General features: G+C 55.5%; 14 protein-coding genes and 1 tRNA gene. 6 read left to right on the plus strand and 9 right to left on the minus strand.

Annotation, left to right across the window (positions count from 1 at the left end):
• The first annotated feature begins 13 nt into the window (after positions 1-13).
• Positions 14-172, plus strand: a complete 159-nt coding sequence (locus GSQ82_RS25015) for a hypothetical protein (RefSeq protein WP_254061504.1) — start codon at positions 14-16, stop codon at positions 170-172.
• Positions 173-432: 260 nt separating this feature from the next.
• Here the strand turns inward: GSQ82_RS25015 and GSQ82_RS08245 are convergent, their stop codons facing one another.
• The 4 genes from GSQ82_RS08245 to GSQ82_RS08255 all read right to left on the minus strand — a co-directional run bounded on the left by GSQ82_RS08245 (position 433) and on the right by GSQ82_RS08255 (position 2453).
• Positions 433-1209 (minus strand): high-affinity nickel-transport family protein, encoded by a 777-nt coding sequence (locus tag GSQ82_RS08245; RefSeq protein WP_158791812.1) that lies wholly within the window; start codon positions 1207-1209, stop codon positions 433-435.
• Positions 1210-1721: 512 nt separating this feature from the next.
• Positions 1722-1985 carry a hypothetical protein gene (locus tag GSQ82_RS08250; RefSeq protein ID WP_158791813.1) on the minus strand — a complete coding sequence of 88 codons (264 nt, stop codon included), beginning with the start codon at positions 1983-1985 and terminating at the stop codon, positions 1722-1724.
• A gap of 42 nt (positions 1986-2027) precedes the next feature.
• Positions 2028-2153 (minus strand): hypothetical protein, encoded by a 126-nt coding sequence (locus GSQ82_RS25335; RefSeq protein ID WP_256370067.1) that lies wholly within the window; start codon positions 2151-2153, stop codon positions 2028-2030.
• Between the two features lie 208 nt (positions 2154-2361).
• A tRNA-Ser gene (locus GSQ82_RS08255) sits at positions 2362-2453 on the minus strand.
• Positions 2454-2588: 135 nt separating this feature from the next.
• On the opposite strand from GSQ82_RS08255, the gene queG reads away from it, so the two are divergent.
• From queG to GSQ82_RS08270, 3 genes are all read left to right on the plus strand, one after another.
• Positions 2589-3755, plus strand: coding sequence for a tRNA epoxyqueuosine(34) reductase QueG (queG, locus tag GSQ82_RS08260; protein WP_158791814.1), 1167 nt, complete (start codon positions 2589-2591; stop codon positions 3753-3755).
• Positions 3756-3870: 115 nt separating this feature from the next.
• On the plus strand, positions 3871-4923 hold the full coding sequence (locus tag GSQ82_RS08265; RefSeq protein WP_158791815.1) for a YihY/virulence factor BrkB family protein: 1053 nt from the start codon (positions 3871-3873) through the stop codon (positions 4921-4923).
• Positions 4907-7144, plus strand: a complete 2238-nt coding sequence (locus GSQ82_RS08270; RefSeq protein WP_158791816.1) for a PP2C family protein-serine/threonine phosphatase — start codon at positions 4907-4909, stop codon at positions 7142-7144. The genes GSQ82_RS08265 and GSQ82_RS08270 overlap by 17 nt, the downstream gene beginning before the upstream one ends.
• Before the next feature lie 105 nt (positions 7145-7249).
• Here GSQ82_RS08270 and GSQ82_RS08275 read toward each other — a convergent pair whose 3' ends face one another.
• The 5 genes from GSQ82_RS08275 to GSQ82_RS08285 form a co-directional block, all read right to left on the minus strand.
• On the minus strand, positions 7250-8965 hold the full coding sequence (locus GSQ82_RS08275; protein ID WP_254061505.1) for an FtsX-like permease family protein: 1716 nt from the start codon (positions 8963-8965) through the stop codon (positions 7250-7252).
• Positions 8966-9559: 594 nt separating this feature from the next.
• Positions 9560-9967 (minus strand): hypothetical protein, encoded by a 408-nt coding sequence (locus GSQ82_RS25020; protein WP_254061506.1) that lies wholly within the window; start codon positions 9965-9967, stop codon positions 9560-9562.
• Positions 9968-9969: 2 nt separating this feature from the next.
• On the minus strand, positions 9970-10335 hold the full coding sequence (locus tag GSQ82_RS25025) for a DUF6596 domain-containing protein (RefSeq protein WP_254061561.1): 366 nt from the start codon (positions 10333-10335) through the stop codon (positions 9970-9972).
• Complete coding sequence (locus tag GSQ82_RS25030; RefSeq protein ID WP_254061507.1) at positions 10323-10751, minus strand: sigma factor; 429 nt, start codon at positions 10749-10751, stop codon at positions 10323-10325. Before GSQ82_RS25030 ends, GSQ82_RS25025 begins: the two co-directional genes overlap by 13 nt.
• A gap of 732 nt (positions 10752-11483) precedes the next feature.
• The gene (locus tag GSQ82_RS08285) at positions 11484-12902 is read right to left on the minus strand and encodes a sigma-54 dependent transcriptional regulator (protein WP_158791817.1); all 1419 of its coding nucleotides are present in this window, start codon (positions 12900-12902) and stop codon (positions 11484-11486) included.
• A gap of 931 nt (positions 12903-13833) precedes the next feature.
• Between GSQ82_RS08285 and lhgO the strand changes: the two genes are divergently transcribed.
• Positions 13834-15033 (plus strand): L-2-hydroxyglutarate oxidase, encoded by a 1200-nt coding sequence (lhgO, locus tag GSQ82_RS08290; RefSeq protein WP_256370074.1) that lies wholly within the window; start codon positions 13834-13836, stop codon positions 15031-15033.
• A gap of 708 nt (positions 15034-15741) precedes the next feature.
• A partial coding sequence (locus tag GSQ82_RS08295) for a choice-of-anchor D domain-containing protein (protein ID WP_216847043.1) occupies positions 15742-16639 on the plus strand: 898 nt, incomplete at its 3' end.

Raw genomic sequence — 16639 nt, forward strand, 5'->3', positions numbered from 1 at the left:
TTCGATCTCGATAATGCCATCCGGCTTACCGGTAGAGCGGATGACGGGGGGGATCGGAAGTGGATCGACGAAGCGTGTCAGCTTCACGCTGCTTCGCACTTGGGGAGGGGAAGCCATCGCCTGGCCGAGTAAAGGCACACCTTTGCTTAGCGTAACTCCCGCCGCCGTGTAAAGACTTCGCTGAAGAAGCCGTCGTCTGCTCACCATGATTCGATACCGAGGCTTCTATGTATCGTTGCAGAAACCCGCGCGACATATCTTCTTACATCAAACATCTGCACAGAATAGCTCTCATAAAGACGTTAGTTGTCGCTTATTACAGGCATGTAAATTGCTATTGTGCCGACCCAAGAAGTCTTGAAAGTATTCAGACCCCATCGCAGCACATGGTGTATTCCGGAATATTTTCAAATATTGAAATCGTAGATTTGTTTAGCGGGGTGTCCAGTGAGGATACGCCGCGAAGAGCCCATCCAAAACACTGTTCTGTAAGGTAATGAACAGCCCAAACGCAACACTGACCACGCCAGACACGAAGCTAAGGCTGCGATGGAAGGGCGAAAATCTCCGGCTGGTATAGACGAAGGGTACACCGATGATGATGGTGATCAACATCATTCCGACGATGGTACCGACACCGAAGATCAAAAGGTAGACCAACGCCCATCGAGGATCATGGATCGTGGTCAACACCAGCAAGGCAACCGCAGCCGACCCTGCCAATCCATGCACAAGTCCAACCGCAAGTGGTCGTAGTAGCTGATACAAACCTAATCGTTCCAGTACGCTTTGCAGCGGACCGTCTAGCTTATGACCTTTCTGCGGAAGATCAGTCTTCCGGCCCTGTCTATGAAGAACTTTTGTAATCTCTTCAGGCTGGAGGTGACTTGGTGTGAACCGATGAGTGATCCATTCCATCACTCCTGTCAAATTAAGCACTCCAAGGAAGATCAGCATTAGACCCACGGATGTCTCCATGGCCAACCCTATGCGAGGAGGTATTGTCAGATTAAACAAGATGATACCCACTCCTACGAAAAAGATCGTAATTGTGTGACCCACACCCCACAAGGCCCCGATCAATCCAGCATGCCGAATCTTTTGCTGGCGACTGACGATTGTTGAAACGGCGATCACATGATCAGGGTCAGTGGCGTGCCGGGCTCCGAGAAGAAAGCCGACGCCAATGACGGGCACCAAGTTCACCATGCAGTCAGCCTCCTTCCGAACTCCCAACATTCTTAGTAATTGGTTTCACGTAATTTCTGAAGAATCGAATTGTGTATCCGTCTGCAAGTTCTTGACACTGATCAAGCCATCACGAAACCCTAATCCATGGAAGGCTCCGGATTCTTCTCGATCATAGAACTAAGCATACCCCGCATAAATTACGTCCCAATTCTGGGCAACCCAAGGGCGGCTATCTGCTGAAATGCGCATATAGTCGGCATCCACCTTCAACGACTCCTCCACGGTATGTCAAAGGCTTATTGTTCCACAAAGGCGTGTTCAATATGCTAAGTCTTCGCCGCCTGTGAAAGATGGGGCGATTGTCGATAGCTCTGTTTCGGCGTTGCTATGCGACTCTGACGGGATAGTCGTGCTCCACGGAAAAGGACTAGATGACAAGCGAAGGGTCGTGGGAGATGATCCCGGTAGCCCTTTTGCTTTTGGTGCGGGTTACTCCGCGACGAGCGTTGCGATACGATCCCTCGAATCCTCTATGGATACTTCCTCCATACGTAAGGGCGATTGTGTATGCTCGACCGCTTCCACCTGTAGCGGGGGTTCATTCTGATAACACCGATGCCCCAGCGGGGTATGACGAGCACTACCGAGTAAACCCTCAGAGATTTGCCAGCCAACCATTGGTTGATCATCTCCGCCATGATCGGTACAGTAACCTCGATGCATCGATTTATGTCGATATCAGGGACGAGGTAGAGGTAGAGGTAGCTGAGCTCGAACCGTTCAACGTCCGCCATAAACTCCGCGATCGTATAGTTGGGCGGCTCCGTTTGCGGCCACTAGGTTGGACCTACGCACTCGGGTGCTGCTACTCCGTTGGAGGAGAAGGTTGAGTAGAACTGAACCTTGGCGCTGGCGGGGGAGGCGGTGAGAGCAAGGCAAAAGACGATGACGATGGATCGCATGGATATAGAGGCTCCTGCAATGCACTTCGAAAGTCCGCTCTTTGCTAAACGCGAAAATGCCCAGTTTCCTGGATAAATCCGTGGTAATAGTTTCCGGCGGAAAAGCCAGAAAAGAAGGGTATTGGCGAGAAAATAGAGACAGGGGATCTCCCCTAAGTCGCTGTATCTTAGGCAATTAGCTTTGTTTTTAGTAGTTTGAAGGGATTGATGGCGGAGAGTGAGGGATTCGAACCCCCGATAGACTTACGCCTATGTCTGATTTCGAGTCAGGTGCATTCAACCGGGCTCTGCCAACTCTCCGTATCTTTATCTTATCTCACCCGGCAGCCTCTGTGCTTCCACAGCGCTACCACGCAATCCACCGCCCAACCACTCATCACAATTTATCGTTAACCCAGCCCAGATATTCTTCTGGTGCCAAGAGGGAAGAGTAACGTGCTAACGGCCGAATGGACGCCCGAACTCACCCAATGGTTGCGGACCCTCGCCCTCGAAGCGGGCTTCGACACCGCAGGCATAGCCCCCGTCAGTGATCCAACATCCCCGCGCTCCTCCGAGCGCCTCACCGCCGAGCGCTTCTCCTCTTGGATCGCCGCTGGTCGCGCAGGTGAGATGGACTACCTCAAGCGTCGCGACGATAGCGGCATCCTCCTCCGCAGCGAAGTTCGCGCTGCCATTCCCTGGGCCCGCTCCGTCATCGTCTGCGCCTTTAACTACAACACCACTGCACCACTTTCCACCGACCCCGCCCCAAACTCCACCGGCTGGATCGCCCGCTACGCTTGGAGCGGCCGTCAAATCCCAGACATCAATGCCTACAACCCCGAACACCCAACCCAACTCCAACCCTCCGACTACCACGAAGACCTTCTCCACCGCCTCCGCCACATCGAAACTGCTCTCCAACAACGCACTCGCTGCGAAACCCGCTGCTATGTCGACACTGGCCCCCTCGTAGAACGTGCCGCCGCAGCCCAGGCCGGCATCGGCTGGATCGGCAAAAACACCTGCGTCCTAGACCAGCGTCTAGGCTCCTGGCTCCTCCTCGGCGTCATCATCACCTCACTCCCCGTAGCCTCAGACGCCCTCCCTCAAATCGCCGCCGATCGTTGCGGCACCTGCACCCGCTGCATCGATGCCTGTCCCACCTCCGCTCTCATCGCCCCCCACGAGATGGATGCCTCCCTCTGCATCGCTTACCTCACCATCGAAAAGAAGGGCACCATCCCCGAACACCTCCGCGAGCCCATCGGTCGCCAAGTCTTCGGCTGCGACATCTGTCAGGACGTCTGCCCCTGGAACCGTCGCGCTCCAGTCAACCAAACCATGCTCGCTCGTCCCCAGCTCATCAATCCCGCACTCGACTGGCTGGCTGGTATGGATGCCGCCGACTTCAAGCGATGGTTCAAAGGCTCTCCCCTCGAACGCACCCGCCGCGCCCGTCTCCAACGCAACGTTGCTATTGCCATGGGCAATAGCGGCGAGCAGGGATTCCTCCCCCAGCTCCGCCAATGGGCAGCCTCCGGCGACCCCGTCCTCGCCGAAGCTGCAGAGTGGTCCATCCACCGCATCGCCAAACTCAGCGCCGAATTGAGCCCCTAGGATCTCCCGGAACCAACATCTCTCTGAACGCGTATCCGCAACCAGGAATTACAGGCCCCGCACGGCAAGCCTCTGCTAGCATCGGAGTGAACTCAGCACCTCCGCCGCATCTCCTATGCACTCCATCGCTCCCGACAAGACCGTAGTGCCAGCCTCCACGGCACAGGACCTTCCGCCCCGGCCCATTGAGCAGGTCACCCCGGCCGTCCGCGAAAACGGCCTCGGCGCCCAGATCGTAGCACTCGCGCGCTATATGACCCGCACCGAGGTCCACACCTACGCCTTCTCTGTCGCCGCCAACACCATCCTATCTCTCTTTCCCTTCATCGTCCTTCTCCTCACCATCAGCCGCACTGTCTTCCACTCCCGCGCCATGGAGGTCATCGTCGGCGACATGATGAAGAATCTTCTCCCCGTCGGGCAGGACTTTGTCATGCGTAATATGCAGCTTCTCGCCCACCCCCACAAGGGCACCCAGATCTTCTCTATCTTCATGCTCCTGGTCACCTCCACCGGTGTCTTCCTCCCGCTCGAGGTCGCCCTCAACCAGGTCTGGGGCGTTCGACAGAACCGCAGCTATCTCCACAACCAGGCCGTCTCGCTCGGTCTCGCCTTCGCCGTCGGCGTCCTCGCCATGGCCTCCGTCGCCTCTACCGCAAGCCAGCAGACCATCCTCTCTTGGATCTTCTTCGGCCACACCAGCAACATCGCCTTCAACTTCATCTCCTACGGCTTCCTCAAACTCTGCGCCGGCCTCGCCAGCATTCTGCTCTTCTTCCTCATCTACTGGATTCTGCCCTACCGAGCCGTCCCTGCACGCGCCGTTCTGCCTACGGCCATCGTCATCGGCCTCCTCTGGCAGGTCGCCAAATACCTCTACATTCGTGCTCTCCCATGGCTCGACTTCCAGTCCGTCTACGGTCCGTTTTATATTTCGGTAGGATTAATGATGTGGGCCTTCCTCTCCGGTCTTCTGCTTCTGGCAGGAGCTCACTTCTCAGCCACCCGCTGCACCCTCCGGCTGGCACGAGAGGCAGAGTTGCAGGCAAAACTTGAAGCTGAGGGTAAGTCTCCCGTAGAAGCTCACGCAGAGGCCGAAGCAACCACCAAGGCACAGGGTCGATTACAAAATCAATTGGAGAAGAGCAACCATGCAGAGCCCAGATAGTCCGGCCAGTTCCCAAAAACTGCTCGGCCTTATCCGAAGGATCCCCACCGGCCTCGCCGGCGCCGCCTTCTGGCTTGGCATGTGGTTCTGCGCTCTGTTTGTCAGGCGCTTCATCCTCGGGGGATTCGGCACCTTCCTCGGCATTATGCAGTTTTTCGTCGGCCTTGCTCTCGTCGCCGTCGCGCTTCCCCTGGCGTGGAAGTTTGTGCGGAACAATATGCTCTGGAGCCTCCGCAACAAGCTCATCCTCACCTACCTGTTGATCGGCCTCGCCCCGGCTATCCTCTTCGTCACTCTGGTCTCCTTCACCGCATACATCGCTGCTGGACAGTTCGCCATCCATCTTGCCGACTCTCGTCTCCAAACCGAACTCAGCCAGATGCAGGGCGAGAACGAACGCCGCGCCGACCTCGTCTCCCGCATCATTCAGCCCCTGGCCCGAGGCCGTGCAGCCGATGCCATCCCCGGCATCACTGACACCGAACGCGTTAGCGGTCTCGACCTCCCGCGCATGAAGCTCCGCCGCGACACACTCGCCTTTGTCGATGGAGCCGCCGTCACCATCGGCGCCGGCGCGCGCGGCAGAACCCCACGCGGTCTCCCTCCCTGGGCGTCGGAGCTGCCCGATAGCCACTTCTCCGGCATGGTCCTTGATGGGGCGGAGCTCTACCTCGTCACCATCCATCAACAGCGTTGGAACGACGGTCGCATCTTCACCCTAATGAATAGCCTCCCTGTGGATAGCGCGGTTCTCAGGATCGTCGCTGAGGGCCTCGGACAGGCCCGTCTCCTTCCCGAGCAGGCCAACAACGAGGCCGACACATCGCCACCGCAGGTAAGCCAGTCCCAAAATTCCGCTCCCGCGCAGCAGGGGGAGGCGCCACAGGAGAACAAGATCGCCATCGGTCCTACCGTCATCTCCGGCAGGTCATGGATCGTAGGCGGTACCGAACCACCCCCGGTCAACGTCGCAGACGTCCGAGTCAGCTTCACCTCCACCCAGCCAATCATTGACTGGGACACCGGAGCACACAAAAATATTCTCATCGCAGTCGAGTCCCGCCCTTCGCTGCTCTATAACCAGCTCTTCGGCTCCTCGCTCGGCGGCATCGTCACCAGCGTCCTACGTATCGCGCTCATCGTCCTCTTTATCCTCTTCGTCGCCATCTGGCTTCTCGCACTGTGGATGGCCATCCGCCTCAGCCGCACCATCACTACCTCCGTCCACGACCTCTACGACGCGACCCAGCATATCGACCGTGGCGACCTCGGCCACCGCATCCGTGTCACGCGCGACGATCAGCTTGCAGAACTTAGTCGCTCCTTCAACACCATGACCGGCTCCATGCAGCGCCTTCTCATTGAGCAGAAAGAAAAGGAGCGTCTCCAGAATGAGATCTCCATCGCCCAGGAGGTCCAGGCCAATCTCTTTCCACTGCACGCGCAGAGCCTCGCCACCCTCGATCTCCACGGCGTCTGCCGCCCCGCTCGTTCCGTCAGCGGAGACTACTACGACTTCCTTGTCTTCCACGAAGAGGCCCACAACGGCCACGCCAGCCGCAGAGAGACAGGTGTAGGCATCGCCATCGGGGACATCAGCGGCAAGGGAATCTCAGCTGCACTCCTCATGGCCACCCTCCACTCCGCCGTCCGTGCCTACCGCTTCGCCAGTGAAGAACTCGTCTTCAGTGAATCTGCCGTAGCTGGTCTGCTCGCCAATCGCGACGGACGTGGCGGTGACTGTGATGAGCTCTTCCAGTCGCCCGGCCGCATCCTCTCACTCCTCAACCGACATCTCTTCCGCAGCACCCAGCCCGAGAAGTACGCGACCCTCTTCCTCGCCCACTACGACGCCGCCTCCGCCATGCTCACCTACTCGAATGCCGGACAGCTCCCCCCACTCGTCCTCGGCACCGACGGAAGTGTCCGCCGTCTCGACCAAGGGGGTACCGTCGTCGGCCTCATGGACGGCATGCGCTACGAAGAAGACAGCTTTAAGATGAAGTCCGGCGACATCATCGTCGCCTACTCCGACGGCGTCACCGAACCCGAAAACGACTTCGGAGAGTTCGGCGAAGAACGCATGATGGAGGTCGTAAGCCGCTATCGCGACCAGCCTCTCCACGTCATCTCCACCCAGGTCATGCTGGCCCTCGACGCCTGGATCGGTGCCGAAGAACAACCCGACGATATCACTCTGGTACTGGCCCGCCAAGCCTGACCAAATCCGCCCAGGCTTGCACGGGGCATATGTCCGACACTCCCGTCGAATCCACATCATTCGCGCAACCGAACTGGCACTCAATTCGTTGTCGAAATGAGTGAGTTACTCGGAACGTAGAGCTTCCACCGCGTTCACTCTTGCGGCACGCGCCGCAGGTACAGCCGAAGCAACTACGGCCGCACCCAGAATGACCACAGCGGAACCGACAAACGCAAGTGGGCCCGGCTGATGGATATCTGTTACATATTTGGCGATGGCGCGTGCCAGAGCCAATCCCACCACCACACCTGTGCCCACTCCGATGCCGGCCATCACCACGCCCTCTACCAGAACAGTGGTGAGAATATTGCGCGGCAGAGCGCACAGGGCCATGCGGATTCCGAACTCGCGCGTACGCCAGCTCACAGAAAAAGCAAGAACGCCCGCCACGCCTACCACGGATATTAGGAGCGCAACGGCTGCGAATCCGCCAAACACAATTGAGTTGAGGCGGTCAGGCGTCAGCACCTCCGCGCGGACGTCTCCGAGAGTGCTGGCCTTTTCCACGGGCTGGTCTGCCGATATCCCGCGAATGGTTTGTGTGATGGCCGGGACAAGTGCATAAGCATCCTGATGCGCGCGTACGAACAGGCGCCCGTTCCATCCCTGCTCTTGTTCGCTCGGCTCATAGATCGTCATGGCCGGTGCAGGGATGATATTTTCATCGTCGAAGTCGGGTACCACGGCAATGATTCGCATTGGCTCGGTGCTGATGCCGACGGACTTCATTACCCCGTCCGTCCACCATAATTTATGGTTCACCGCGTCCTGCCCTGGATAGAGCATCTTTGCAAGACTCTGAGTGATGATGACCACGCGTTCGGATCGGTCCTTGTCTCCGTCATTGAAGTCGCGACCCTCCTGAATCGGCACACCGAACGTGTCGAAGAATCCCGGCGATACCACCCGGAACTTTCCGCGGAAAGCCTGACCATCCGCCCGTCTCGCGCCCTGCGCGGCAAATTCAAAGTTAACGTCCAAATGATCGTCACGCCAGGGAGCGGCGAAACCGGAGGATACGTGCACGACGCCCGGCAGTGCGCTGACCCGGCGTTGCGCCTCGCGATAGAACTCATTGACCTGCTGGGGTGTGCGCCCGTACGACATCAACGGAAGATTCACTGCCAGAACGTTGGCCGAATCAAAGGGAGGTCGCGTCTGCTCCAACACAAAGAGAGTCTTCATCAGCACACACGCTCCGGCAAGCAGCAGGAAGGAGGCTGCGATCTGCGTAACCGCAAAGATGCGGAGACGCCGGCTGCTCACTCTGGCCACACGTGTTCCCCGGCCGGTAAGCCCACCTTGCGGCGCGTTTGCCGAGGGAAGCCGCGGAATGAATGCCAGGTAGACAGACGCGATCAACGCCAGTCCAACGCCAAACCACACCATACTGAAATCGAGCGTGAGGTCATTGGCGCGCGCTGAGAAGCGCGATGCATAACGACCGAGCACGGCCACCATCGGTATGGCGAGGGCTACTGCCGTCAGCGCACCGCTCCCGCATAGCACTAGGCTTTCGGCCAACAGAGAACGACGCAACACTGCGGTGCTTGCGCCAAGCGCAGACCGTATCGCCAACTCCGCTTCGCGACGCACGGTTAGCGCCAACACGAGATTGGCAACGTTCGAGCTCGCAATCACGAAGAGCAGGCCCGAAGCCGCGAACAGTATCCACAAGATCGTATTGGCGCGCGAGTTGATCTGTTCGTGGATGCGCGTTACGTCGATCGGCGCCCGACAGGCGGCGACGACCTTGCGCCCCCTACACCAGCGCTTCATCCAGATCAGCGGCTTCCAGCTTCAATCCGTGGATGCGAGAGTGGCTATTTGTTGGCGGTCTGATCTGGCAGCTCAGCTCGGTGCTTTACTTTGAGCTGGATCTGCTCTTCGGATAGGACGGGAGCGAATCTTCCATCTCAAATATTTGGCGGATTTCGACTTCGGAGTCGCTGCCAAGAGCTGTTGATAGAGGAGGGCGCCTTCTTTTCTGCCTCTGGGGTTGATTTGACAATGACAATGAATCGCATTGCGGAATCTCCTCTGGGTTGAGCGATGCTTGGGTGGCTTGTTTTCGGTTTTAGCTATTTGTGGCTAACCGGTGAACTCAGATTGAGAGCGCAGTTGGATCGCTTCGCCCTCTGTGGACGGGGCGTAGTTGTCGGGGTGGTGAATCGCACCGCAAATACTGCGGCATGATTTCTCCTCTATCGTGTAACGGTCTTCGGGCGGGCCGGGTGCCCCGTCTTCACTACATAGTCGAACGGCCAGACTGGAGTTCGACAAAGCGCCCAAGAAATTTGTCTTCTTCTGCGCTTTCTTATCTCAGCTGCCGAATCCGCTCCTGCAGAAACTGCCTCTCCGGTTCCTGTTGGGTCAGCGCCAGAGCTTTCTCATAAGAGGACCGGGCCTCAGCGGTCCTGCCCAGCCTGCGGTACATATCCGCGCGGGCTGAATGCGCCAGGTAATACTTGCCAATTCGCCATGTTCCAACACCGCGTCGATATGCGCCAGACCGGCCTCTGGGCCATCGCGCATGGCAATTGCCACGGCACGATTTAGCTGTACAACTGGCGAAGGCTGAATTCGTACCAATCGGTTGTAAAGCGCAACAATCTGCCGCCAGTCGGTCAGAGCGACCGATTCCGCCTCCGCATGAACGGCCGCAATCGCAGCCTGCAGCGTGTAAGAGCCGAAGTGGCGGGACTTCAGGGCTTTCTCCAGTAATGCTCCCTCCGCGATCTGCCCCCGATTCCAGAGTGAGCGGTCTTGATTCTCCTGCAAGATCAACTCTCCGGTTGGCGATGTTCTCGCGGCGCACGGGATTCCTGCAGCAACATCAGAGAAAGCAGCCCAACGACTTCAGGCTCTGGCCGAAGTTCGGTCAGCAGCCGGCCAAGGCGAATCGCCTCGCTAGTCAACTCGGCCCGCGTTACCTCCGCTCCCGCCGCAGCCGAATAACCCTCGTTAAAGACGAGATAGATGACCTGAAGCACCGCGTCGAGTCTCTCAGGCAGTTCCTGCGGTGACGGCACCTCGTACCGAATCCGCGTCTCTCGAATCTTTGTCTTTGCGCGCACAATGCGCTGCGCCAGCGTAGTCGGAGTGATGAGGAGCGCCTTCGCAATCTCCTCGGTTGTCAGCCCGCACACCTCACGCAAGGTGAGCGCAACGTGCGCTTCCGGCGCGACAGATGGATGACAGCATATAAAAATGAGGTGCAGCCGATCATCCTCAAGTATGTCCTCTTCTTTAGATTTTTCTGACGAGCTCCATTGCGCTTCGAGATGTCGCGCGAGCTCGTCTTGAGACGCTCAAATCGTGTCCGTCGACGCAGAGTACCAATGGCTTTGAATCGCGCTGTTGAAATCAACCATGGTCGCGGGTTATCAGGTAAGTCACTCCTCGGCCATATAGTCAGCGCAGCAGCAAAAGCTTCGTGCTTCACCTCCTCAGCAAGATCAAAATCACCGAGCAGGCGAATCGGAGTTGCCAGGATCCTCCCCGAATCCACACGATAAAGGGAGTCGAGCAACTCGCGTATCTGCTCCGTGGACCGCTCGGACATGACGACGACTCTAGCAAATCAGCTACCCCGAATCAATTTGCAAGCGGCGTATCGATGCAAAGTGCCCAGGTCATGACTCTGAGATCTGTAGCAAACAGGACCGGTTCCCGATTGACGCAAAATCGCCAAGTCGCTCATCGATGACCCGATTAGTCCCGACGCTGTCGGCTTGTGTTCACCGACAGCGTCGATGAAGATTATCCATAGGCGAGGGCACAGTTGTACTCTCGTGCCCGAGTTTTGGCAGGCTGGGAGCTGTTCGGCTCCATAACCTCTGCTTTCTGGGCGAGGAAAGAGCGAAAAAGCCCAACCAATGCCGCAGGACGACAGAAGTCTCGGGTCAAAATCGAGGTCATAATAACTGTTCCACCGTGTTCCGAATAGCGGTAAATGGAGCCATCCACTGCCCGTTGTTCTATAAGTAACGGGATTCCGATTCACTGTCACGGCAGATGTCAAGGCGACGGCTTGATAGGCAGGAACAACGCTCTTGAGTTGAATGAAATGATCTTGCCGTCGATTAAAAGAGCGACTATTCGTTGTCCGAACAGTACCTTCCTCTCGACATCAGGCTTGGTGCCGGTCACCATTTGGGATACCTAATCCGAAACAATCATTCAGGCGGATTTATGTGTATTCAAGAGAAAATCAGATAAATTTTCCGTAAACAATTGATAATAAAATGTTTAATTGTGGAGAGGCAAAAGTGCTCTGCAGGGAGCGCTAGCTGGTTTAGGCGCTAAGTCTGTGCTGTTGGATCTTGTACAGGAGGCTTCTATAGCTGATGTTCAGATTTGTTGCTGCTCTTCTACGATTCCAGCCCGAGGCCGACAATGCGTCCTGAAGCATACGGATCTCGGTTTGATTCTTGACATTGCTGATTACATCTTTCATGCCGGTAGGAATTCGTGTGTTCGTCTCCACAGTTATTTCAGCGGAGGAGTTCTCTGTGGATGTGGTGGCATTGGCGCGGGTCTTGGACCGCAGGTCGTTGTAGGCAGATTCCTGGTCCTGCAGAATAAGTGTGCGAGTGACGAAATTGCGCAGCTCTCGAAGATTTCCTGGCCAGTGGTATTCTTGTGCCGCCTCAATAATTTGGTCGGAAAATGTAGTGGGGTGTCCAAGTTCCAACGACCCTCTTTGAATCAATTGCTGTATCAAGAATGGGATCTCTTCGCGGCGTTCGCGAAGCGGCGGAACTGTGATAGTCAAGGTATTTAGACGGTAGTAAAGATCCTCGCGGAAGCGTTTTTCCGCAATCGCCGCTTCCATATTGATGTTGGTCGCGGCTAAGACTCGAACATCCACTTGAGTCGAATAACGGGCTCCCAAGCGGCAGAACGATCCATCCTGAAGTACATGAAGTAACTTGGCCTGCATCTGTGGACTCATCTCGCCAATTTCATCTAATAGGAGTGTCCCCTTATTCGCGAGCTCGAATTTTCCTGGTTTGGATTTTACTGCTCCGGTGAAAGCTCCCGCTTCATAACCAAACAGCTCACTTTCCAAGAGCTCAGTGGGCAAGGCAGCACAGTTGACATTGAGGAAGGTCTTCTCCGAACGAGCGTGATATTTGTGCAGCAGCATGGCCACAATTTCTTTTCCCACACCGCTCTCGCCTAGGATTAATACAGGAATGTCAACAGGTGCGAGTACCCGAATGTCCCTATAAAGCCGCAGCATTGTGGGGCACGCCGCCAAGAAGAAACGGCCATTGTCGAGATCTTCCAGATGATAGGCAGGAGCCTTCGCTGAAGTGTTATCGACAGCGTTTGCGGGCGACTCGATCTTGGGCCAAAAGATAAGCTTCTCGATATCCCGCCGCTGTAGGGGTTTTGTCAGCACCATGTTGATGTTCCACATACCTGCGTGGTCCTCCCAGGACGTATCGCCTTTCTCTGAGAGGATGCAGAGCTTTTCGCTGCTGACACGCTGCAAAAGGGCAGGGGCGAATAGCCCAGACCTCGACTTGTTCTTTGCCGCGTCGAATAAGAGGAACTTTGCCAATACCCCTCGGTGCAAGAGCTGCAGCGCTTCGTGGGGGTTAGGTACACATATGGCTTTGTGACCTTGGGATTCGAGAGAGTTGTGAATAATGTTGCAGACATCAATGTCGTCGCTGATTGCCAGAATTTGCACTTCGTGCGTCATTCAAACACCTCAAGGCAAAAGATAAACAAGGCTACGGCGATGCTCCTAAACGTACAGGAAGGGCATACTGATCGTTTTAACGACTTGGCATTGGCTGCCACCTGCACACTTGGCGAATTGAGAGAGCCTATACTTTGGTGGGAGCCCGGAGAACCTTTGCAGAAACCCAACGCACTATCGCCAATCGGCAATCGGCGAGTAGCGAAAAGTGCTACTAAGCAAGCCCTAATTATTTCGACCGCTTCAGGTCGTAACAACCGGTTGAGTTACTTGTCCTAGATCAATATCCAAGCTCTGACTCGCAATCAAGTCTCCTGAAGTGCAGAGAATTTATCTCTATCCCGCAAAAGTGTCAAACAAAAAAGTGCAGATCGCTTCACAATTTTTTCGTCATAATACTGAAGACAACCTAAGTTATTGGAAGTCAATAGATAGCTATAGGATTGAAGGTGCAATAGTATGTCCACCCGGACTAAGAATGACAAAAATGTGATGGTTACGAACCTACATTTCAGTAACTTTTAGGCACTCGCTTGGTAGTCAAATAGGCTCCGTACTTTTAAAGTCGGGAATTATTCGACCGATAAAAGTTACAAGGTTCTTCCCATAAATTCGTGCATAAAGCGTGATCAATGGTGCGGTTTTGTACACCAAATGCCGAGCTATCATTCAGTACTCCAAAGATCGTTCGCTATGTTGCGATCGGCAAGCAGTGTGCTGAATATATTGATTTCGTACTAAGAGTTTCGGCTGCGGAAGCGTTGGAGAGTAGCAATATTGAATTGACCAGCCCCTGAGCATCGCATAGGCTGATTGAAAGAAATACTTCATTTGGTGTTGCCAAGGAATCCATCAGGCGCAATCACAATCACTTCAACAGATTTCCACCCCGGTTAAAATCGTTATCTCTTCCCAAGTACAAGTTGCAATTATCGGTGCCGGTATCGTCGGCCTGGCAACAGGTCTTGAACTCACCAGCCGTTTCCCTGGCGTTTCCCTGGCGATCATCGAAAAAGAGACGGCAGTTGCCACCCATCAGACAAGCCACAACAGTGGAGTCATCCACTCCGGCATTTACTACAAGCCTGGCAGTCTGAAGGCACGGCTCTGCGTGGAGGGTTCGGAAGCGCTGGTGCGATTTTGTCAGGAAAACGCTGTGCCTTACGATATATGTGGCAAAGTAATCGTTGCAACTGCAGAGAATGAGCTTCCACGGCTCGATGAGTTGTATAGGCGCGGCAACGGAAACGGATTGACTGGACTGCAGATGCTCACAGCCGAGGAGATTAGAGAGATAGAGCCCCATGCCGCCGGCATTCGCGGCATTCGCGTACCAAGCACAGGTATCGTCGACTATGGGAAGGTCGCGGAGAAGTATGCGGAGCACATAGTCGAACGTGGTGGAGAGATTCACGTGCCGCATGAGGTCATTGCACTGAGGCGCTCACGCGGTAACACGATCATTGAGACGACGCGGGGCCCTATTGAAGCGGGGTTGGTTATCAACTGCGCTGGACTCCAGAGTGACCGCGTCAGTCGAATGGCAGACGCCAAGGTTGATTCGAGGATCATTCCCTTTCGCGGGGAATATTACGAAATCATCGCGGCAAAGCACTACTTAGTTAGGGGATTGATCTACCCTGTTCCTGACCCGCAGTTTCCATTCCTTGGCGTGCATTTTACGAGACGAATTGGAGGCGGAGTTGAGGCGGGTCCAAACGCTGTGCTGGCCCTGAAACGAGAGGGCTATTTGAAGAATTCATTTGACGTCGGCGACATGTTGGAATTTGCCACGTTTCCTGGCTTTTGGATTATGGCGGCAAAACATTGGCAAATGTCGGTGGGTGAGTACCATCGCTCATGGAGTAAAGCGGCGTTTGTACGAGCGCTGCGACGTCTCCTGCCGGAATTAAGAGCGGAGGACCTGATCTCTGGCGGATCCGGAGTTCGGGCCCAAGCACTGGACATTAGCGGAAAGCTTATTGACGACTTCCATTTTGTCTACACGGAAGGCATGGTTCATGTGTGTAACGTGCCATCGCCCGCGGCTACTGCTTCGCTCGCGATCGGGAAGTATATCGTGAATACGGTTTTACAACGCGGCGACAGCAATCTAGCCGCAGCACGCTAACCCACGTAGTGTCACCAATAATGAACTGATTTCATAAGAATCAACTGATGAGTCTGGTTTATTCCTGCGGAGAACCCTGCGGACCGATTAGCTCCTATGGAGGTTACTTGATTGCTTGGGGGTATCTTTGGTATAAACGCATCAGGGTATCGGGGAACCAATATCTGGTCGGATTTGTAACCTCTTTGTGTGATTGCGTCACCCAACTGCGAATGTCAGTCTGAAATTATAATGGGTGAGGCGTTCCGCTCTTCCTGTGACGTTGCCTTGAAAAACTATAGATGGCTGTAAGAACGTTTGCTTTGTACGAACGTTGGGGATGAAAGGCGACCTGCGCAACCCGTTGCTGCCAGGTAAGACATAAATCATCTCCCCTGCATCGAACGCCTCTGCGAGTTGGGCGAGATGCATTCGTACAAAACATAGAACACTACCTCTCTTTTTCTTTTGCCCTGCCTCTTATTCATGTTGTTTTGCACGTTTCAAGAGGTGATGTCCGTGTCGTCAAAATACGCTCTTCTTTCCTCCCCCGGCCCGATTGCCTCAACAACTTCTCGCATCCCTCAGAGTAACTTTCGGAAGCTAAACCATCTCCGCATCTGCTCCCCTATACGACCGTGGGGCGTCGATGCTCCTCGGATCCTCCTTGTTCTCGCAATCGCCTGCTGTCTGATGACTGCCGCGTCCGGTTGTGGATCTGGAGTTACCGTGTCGGCTGCGGAGGCTCTAGTCCGTGTCACACCAGGCGCCGTCGACTTTGGCGATGTGAGTGTTGGACTGTCGGCGGCCAGTAGTGTAGATATTACAAATCCTAGTGCGACCTCCTCGCTTGTCATCTCCCAAATAAGTGTTTCAGGCAAGACTTTTTCGCTCGCGAGTGCCGTTCAGCTTCCAATCAGCATCCCTGCCGGCGGCACACATACTTTGATGGTTGGCTTTACGCCTGCCAGCACCGATGCCTATTCCGGGCAGATCACAATGATGGATGCATCGGCAAAGCCGATCGCTCAGGTCTCCATGGATGGCCGTGGAGCGCACACTAGGAATCCACAGTTGACGATCAGCGCGTCGAGCCTGAGCTTTGGCAGCGAGGCTGTAGATACAGCGAAGACACTGTCGTTGACGCTGACCTCTTCCGGTACGTCGGCAGTAAAGGTGAGCTCGGATTCCATTACCGGCAAGGGCTTTACAATTATCGGCGGAACTTTGCCGGCGACGCTGAATCCGAAACAGGCGGTAACGCTGCAGGTCCAGTTTGAGCCGACCACGGCGGGAGCCGTAGCTGGAGAACTTACCATCAACAGCAACTCAACCAACGGAGGCACGACCCAGGTGGCTCTGAGTGGTACCGGCACAGCAGCGAATCCACAGTTGACGATCAGCGCATCGAGCCTGAGCTTTGGCAGCGAGGCCGTGGATACAGCGAAGACGCTGTCGTTGACGCTGACCTCTTCCGGTACATCGGCAGCAACGGTGAGCTCGGATTCCATTACCGGCAAGGGCTTTACAATCGTCGCCGAGAGCTTCCCCGTAATACTGAATCCGAAACAGGCGGTAACGCTGCAGGTCCAGTTTGAGCCGACCACGGCGGGAGCCGTAGCTGGAG

Source organism: Granulicella sp. L60 (assembly GCF_009765825.1).
Classification (GTDB): Bacteria; Acidobacteriota; Terriglobia; order Terriglobales; family Acidobacteriaceae; genus Edaphobacter.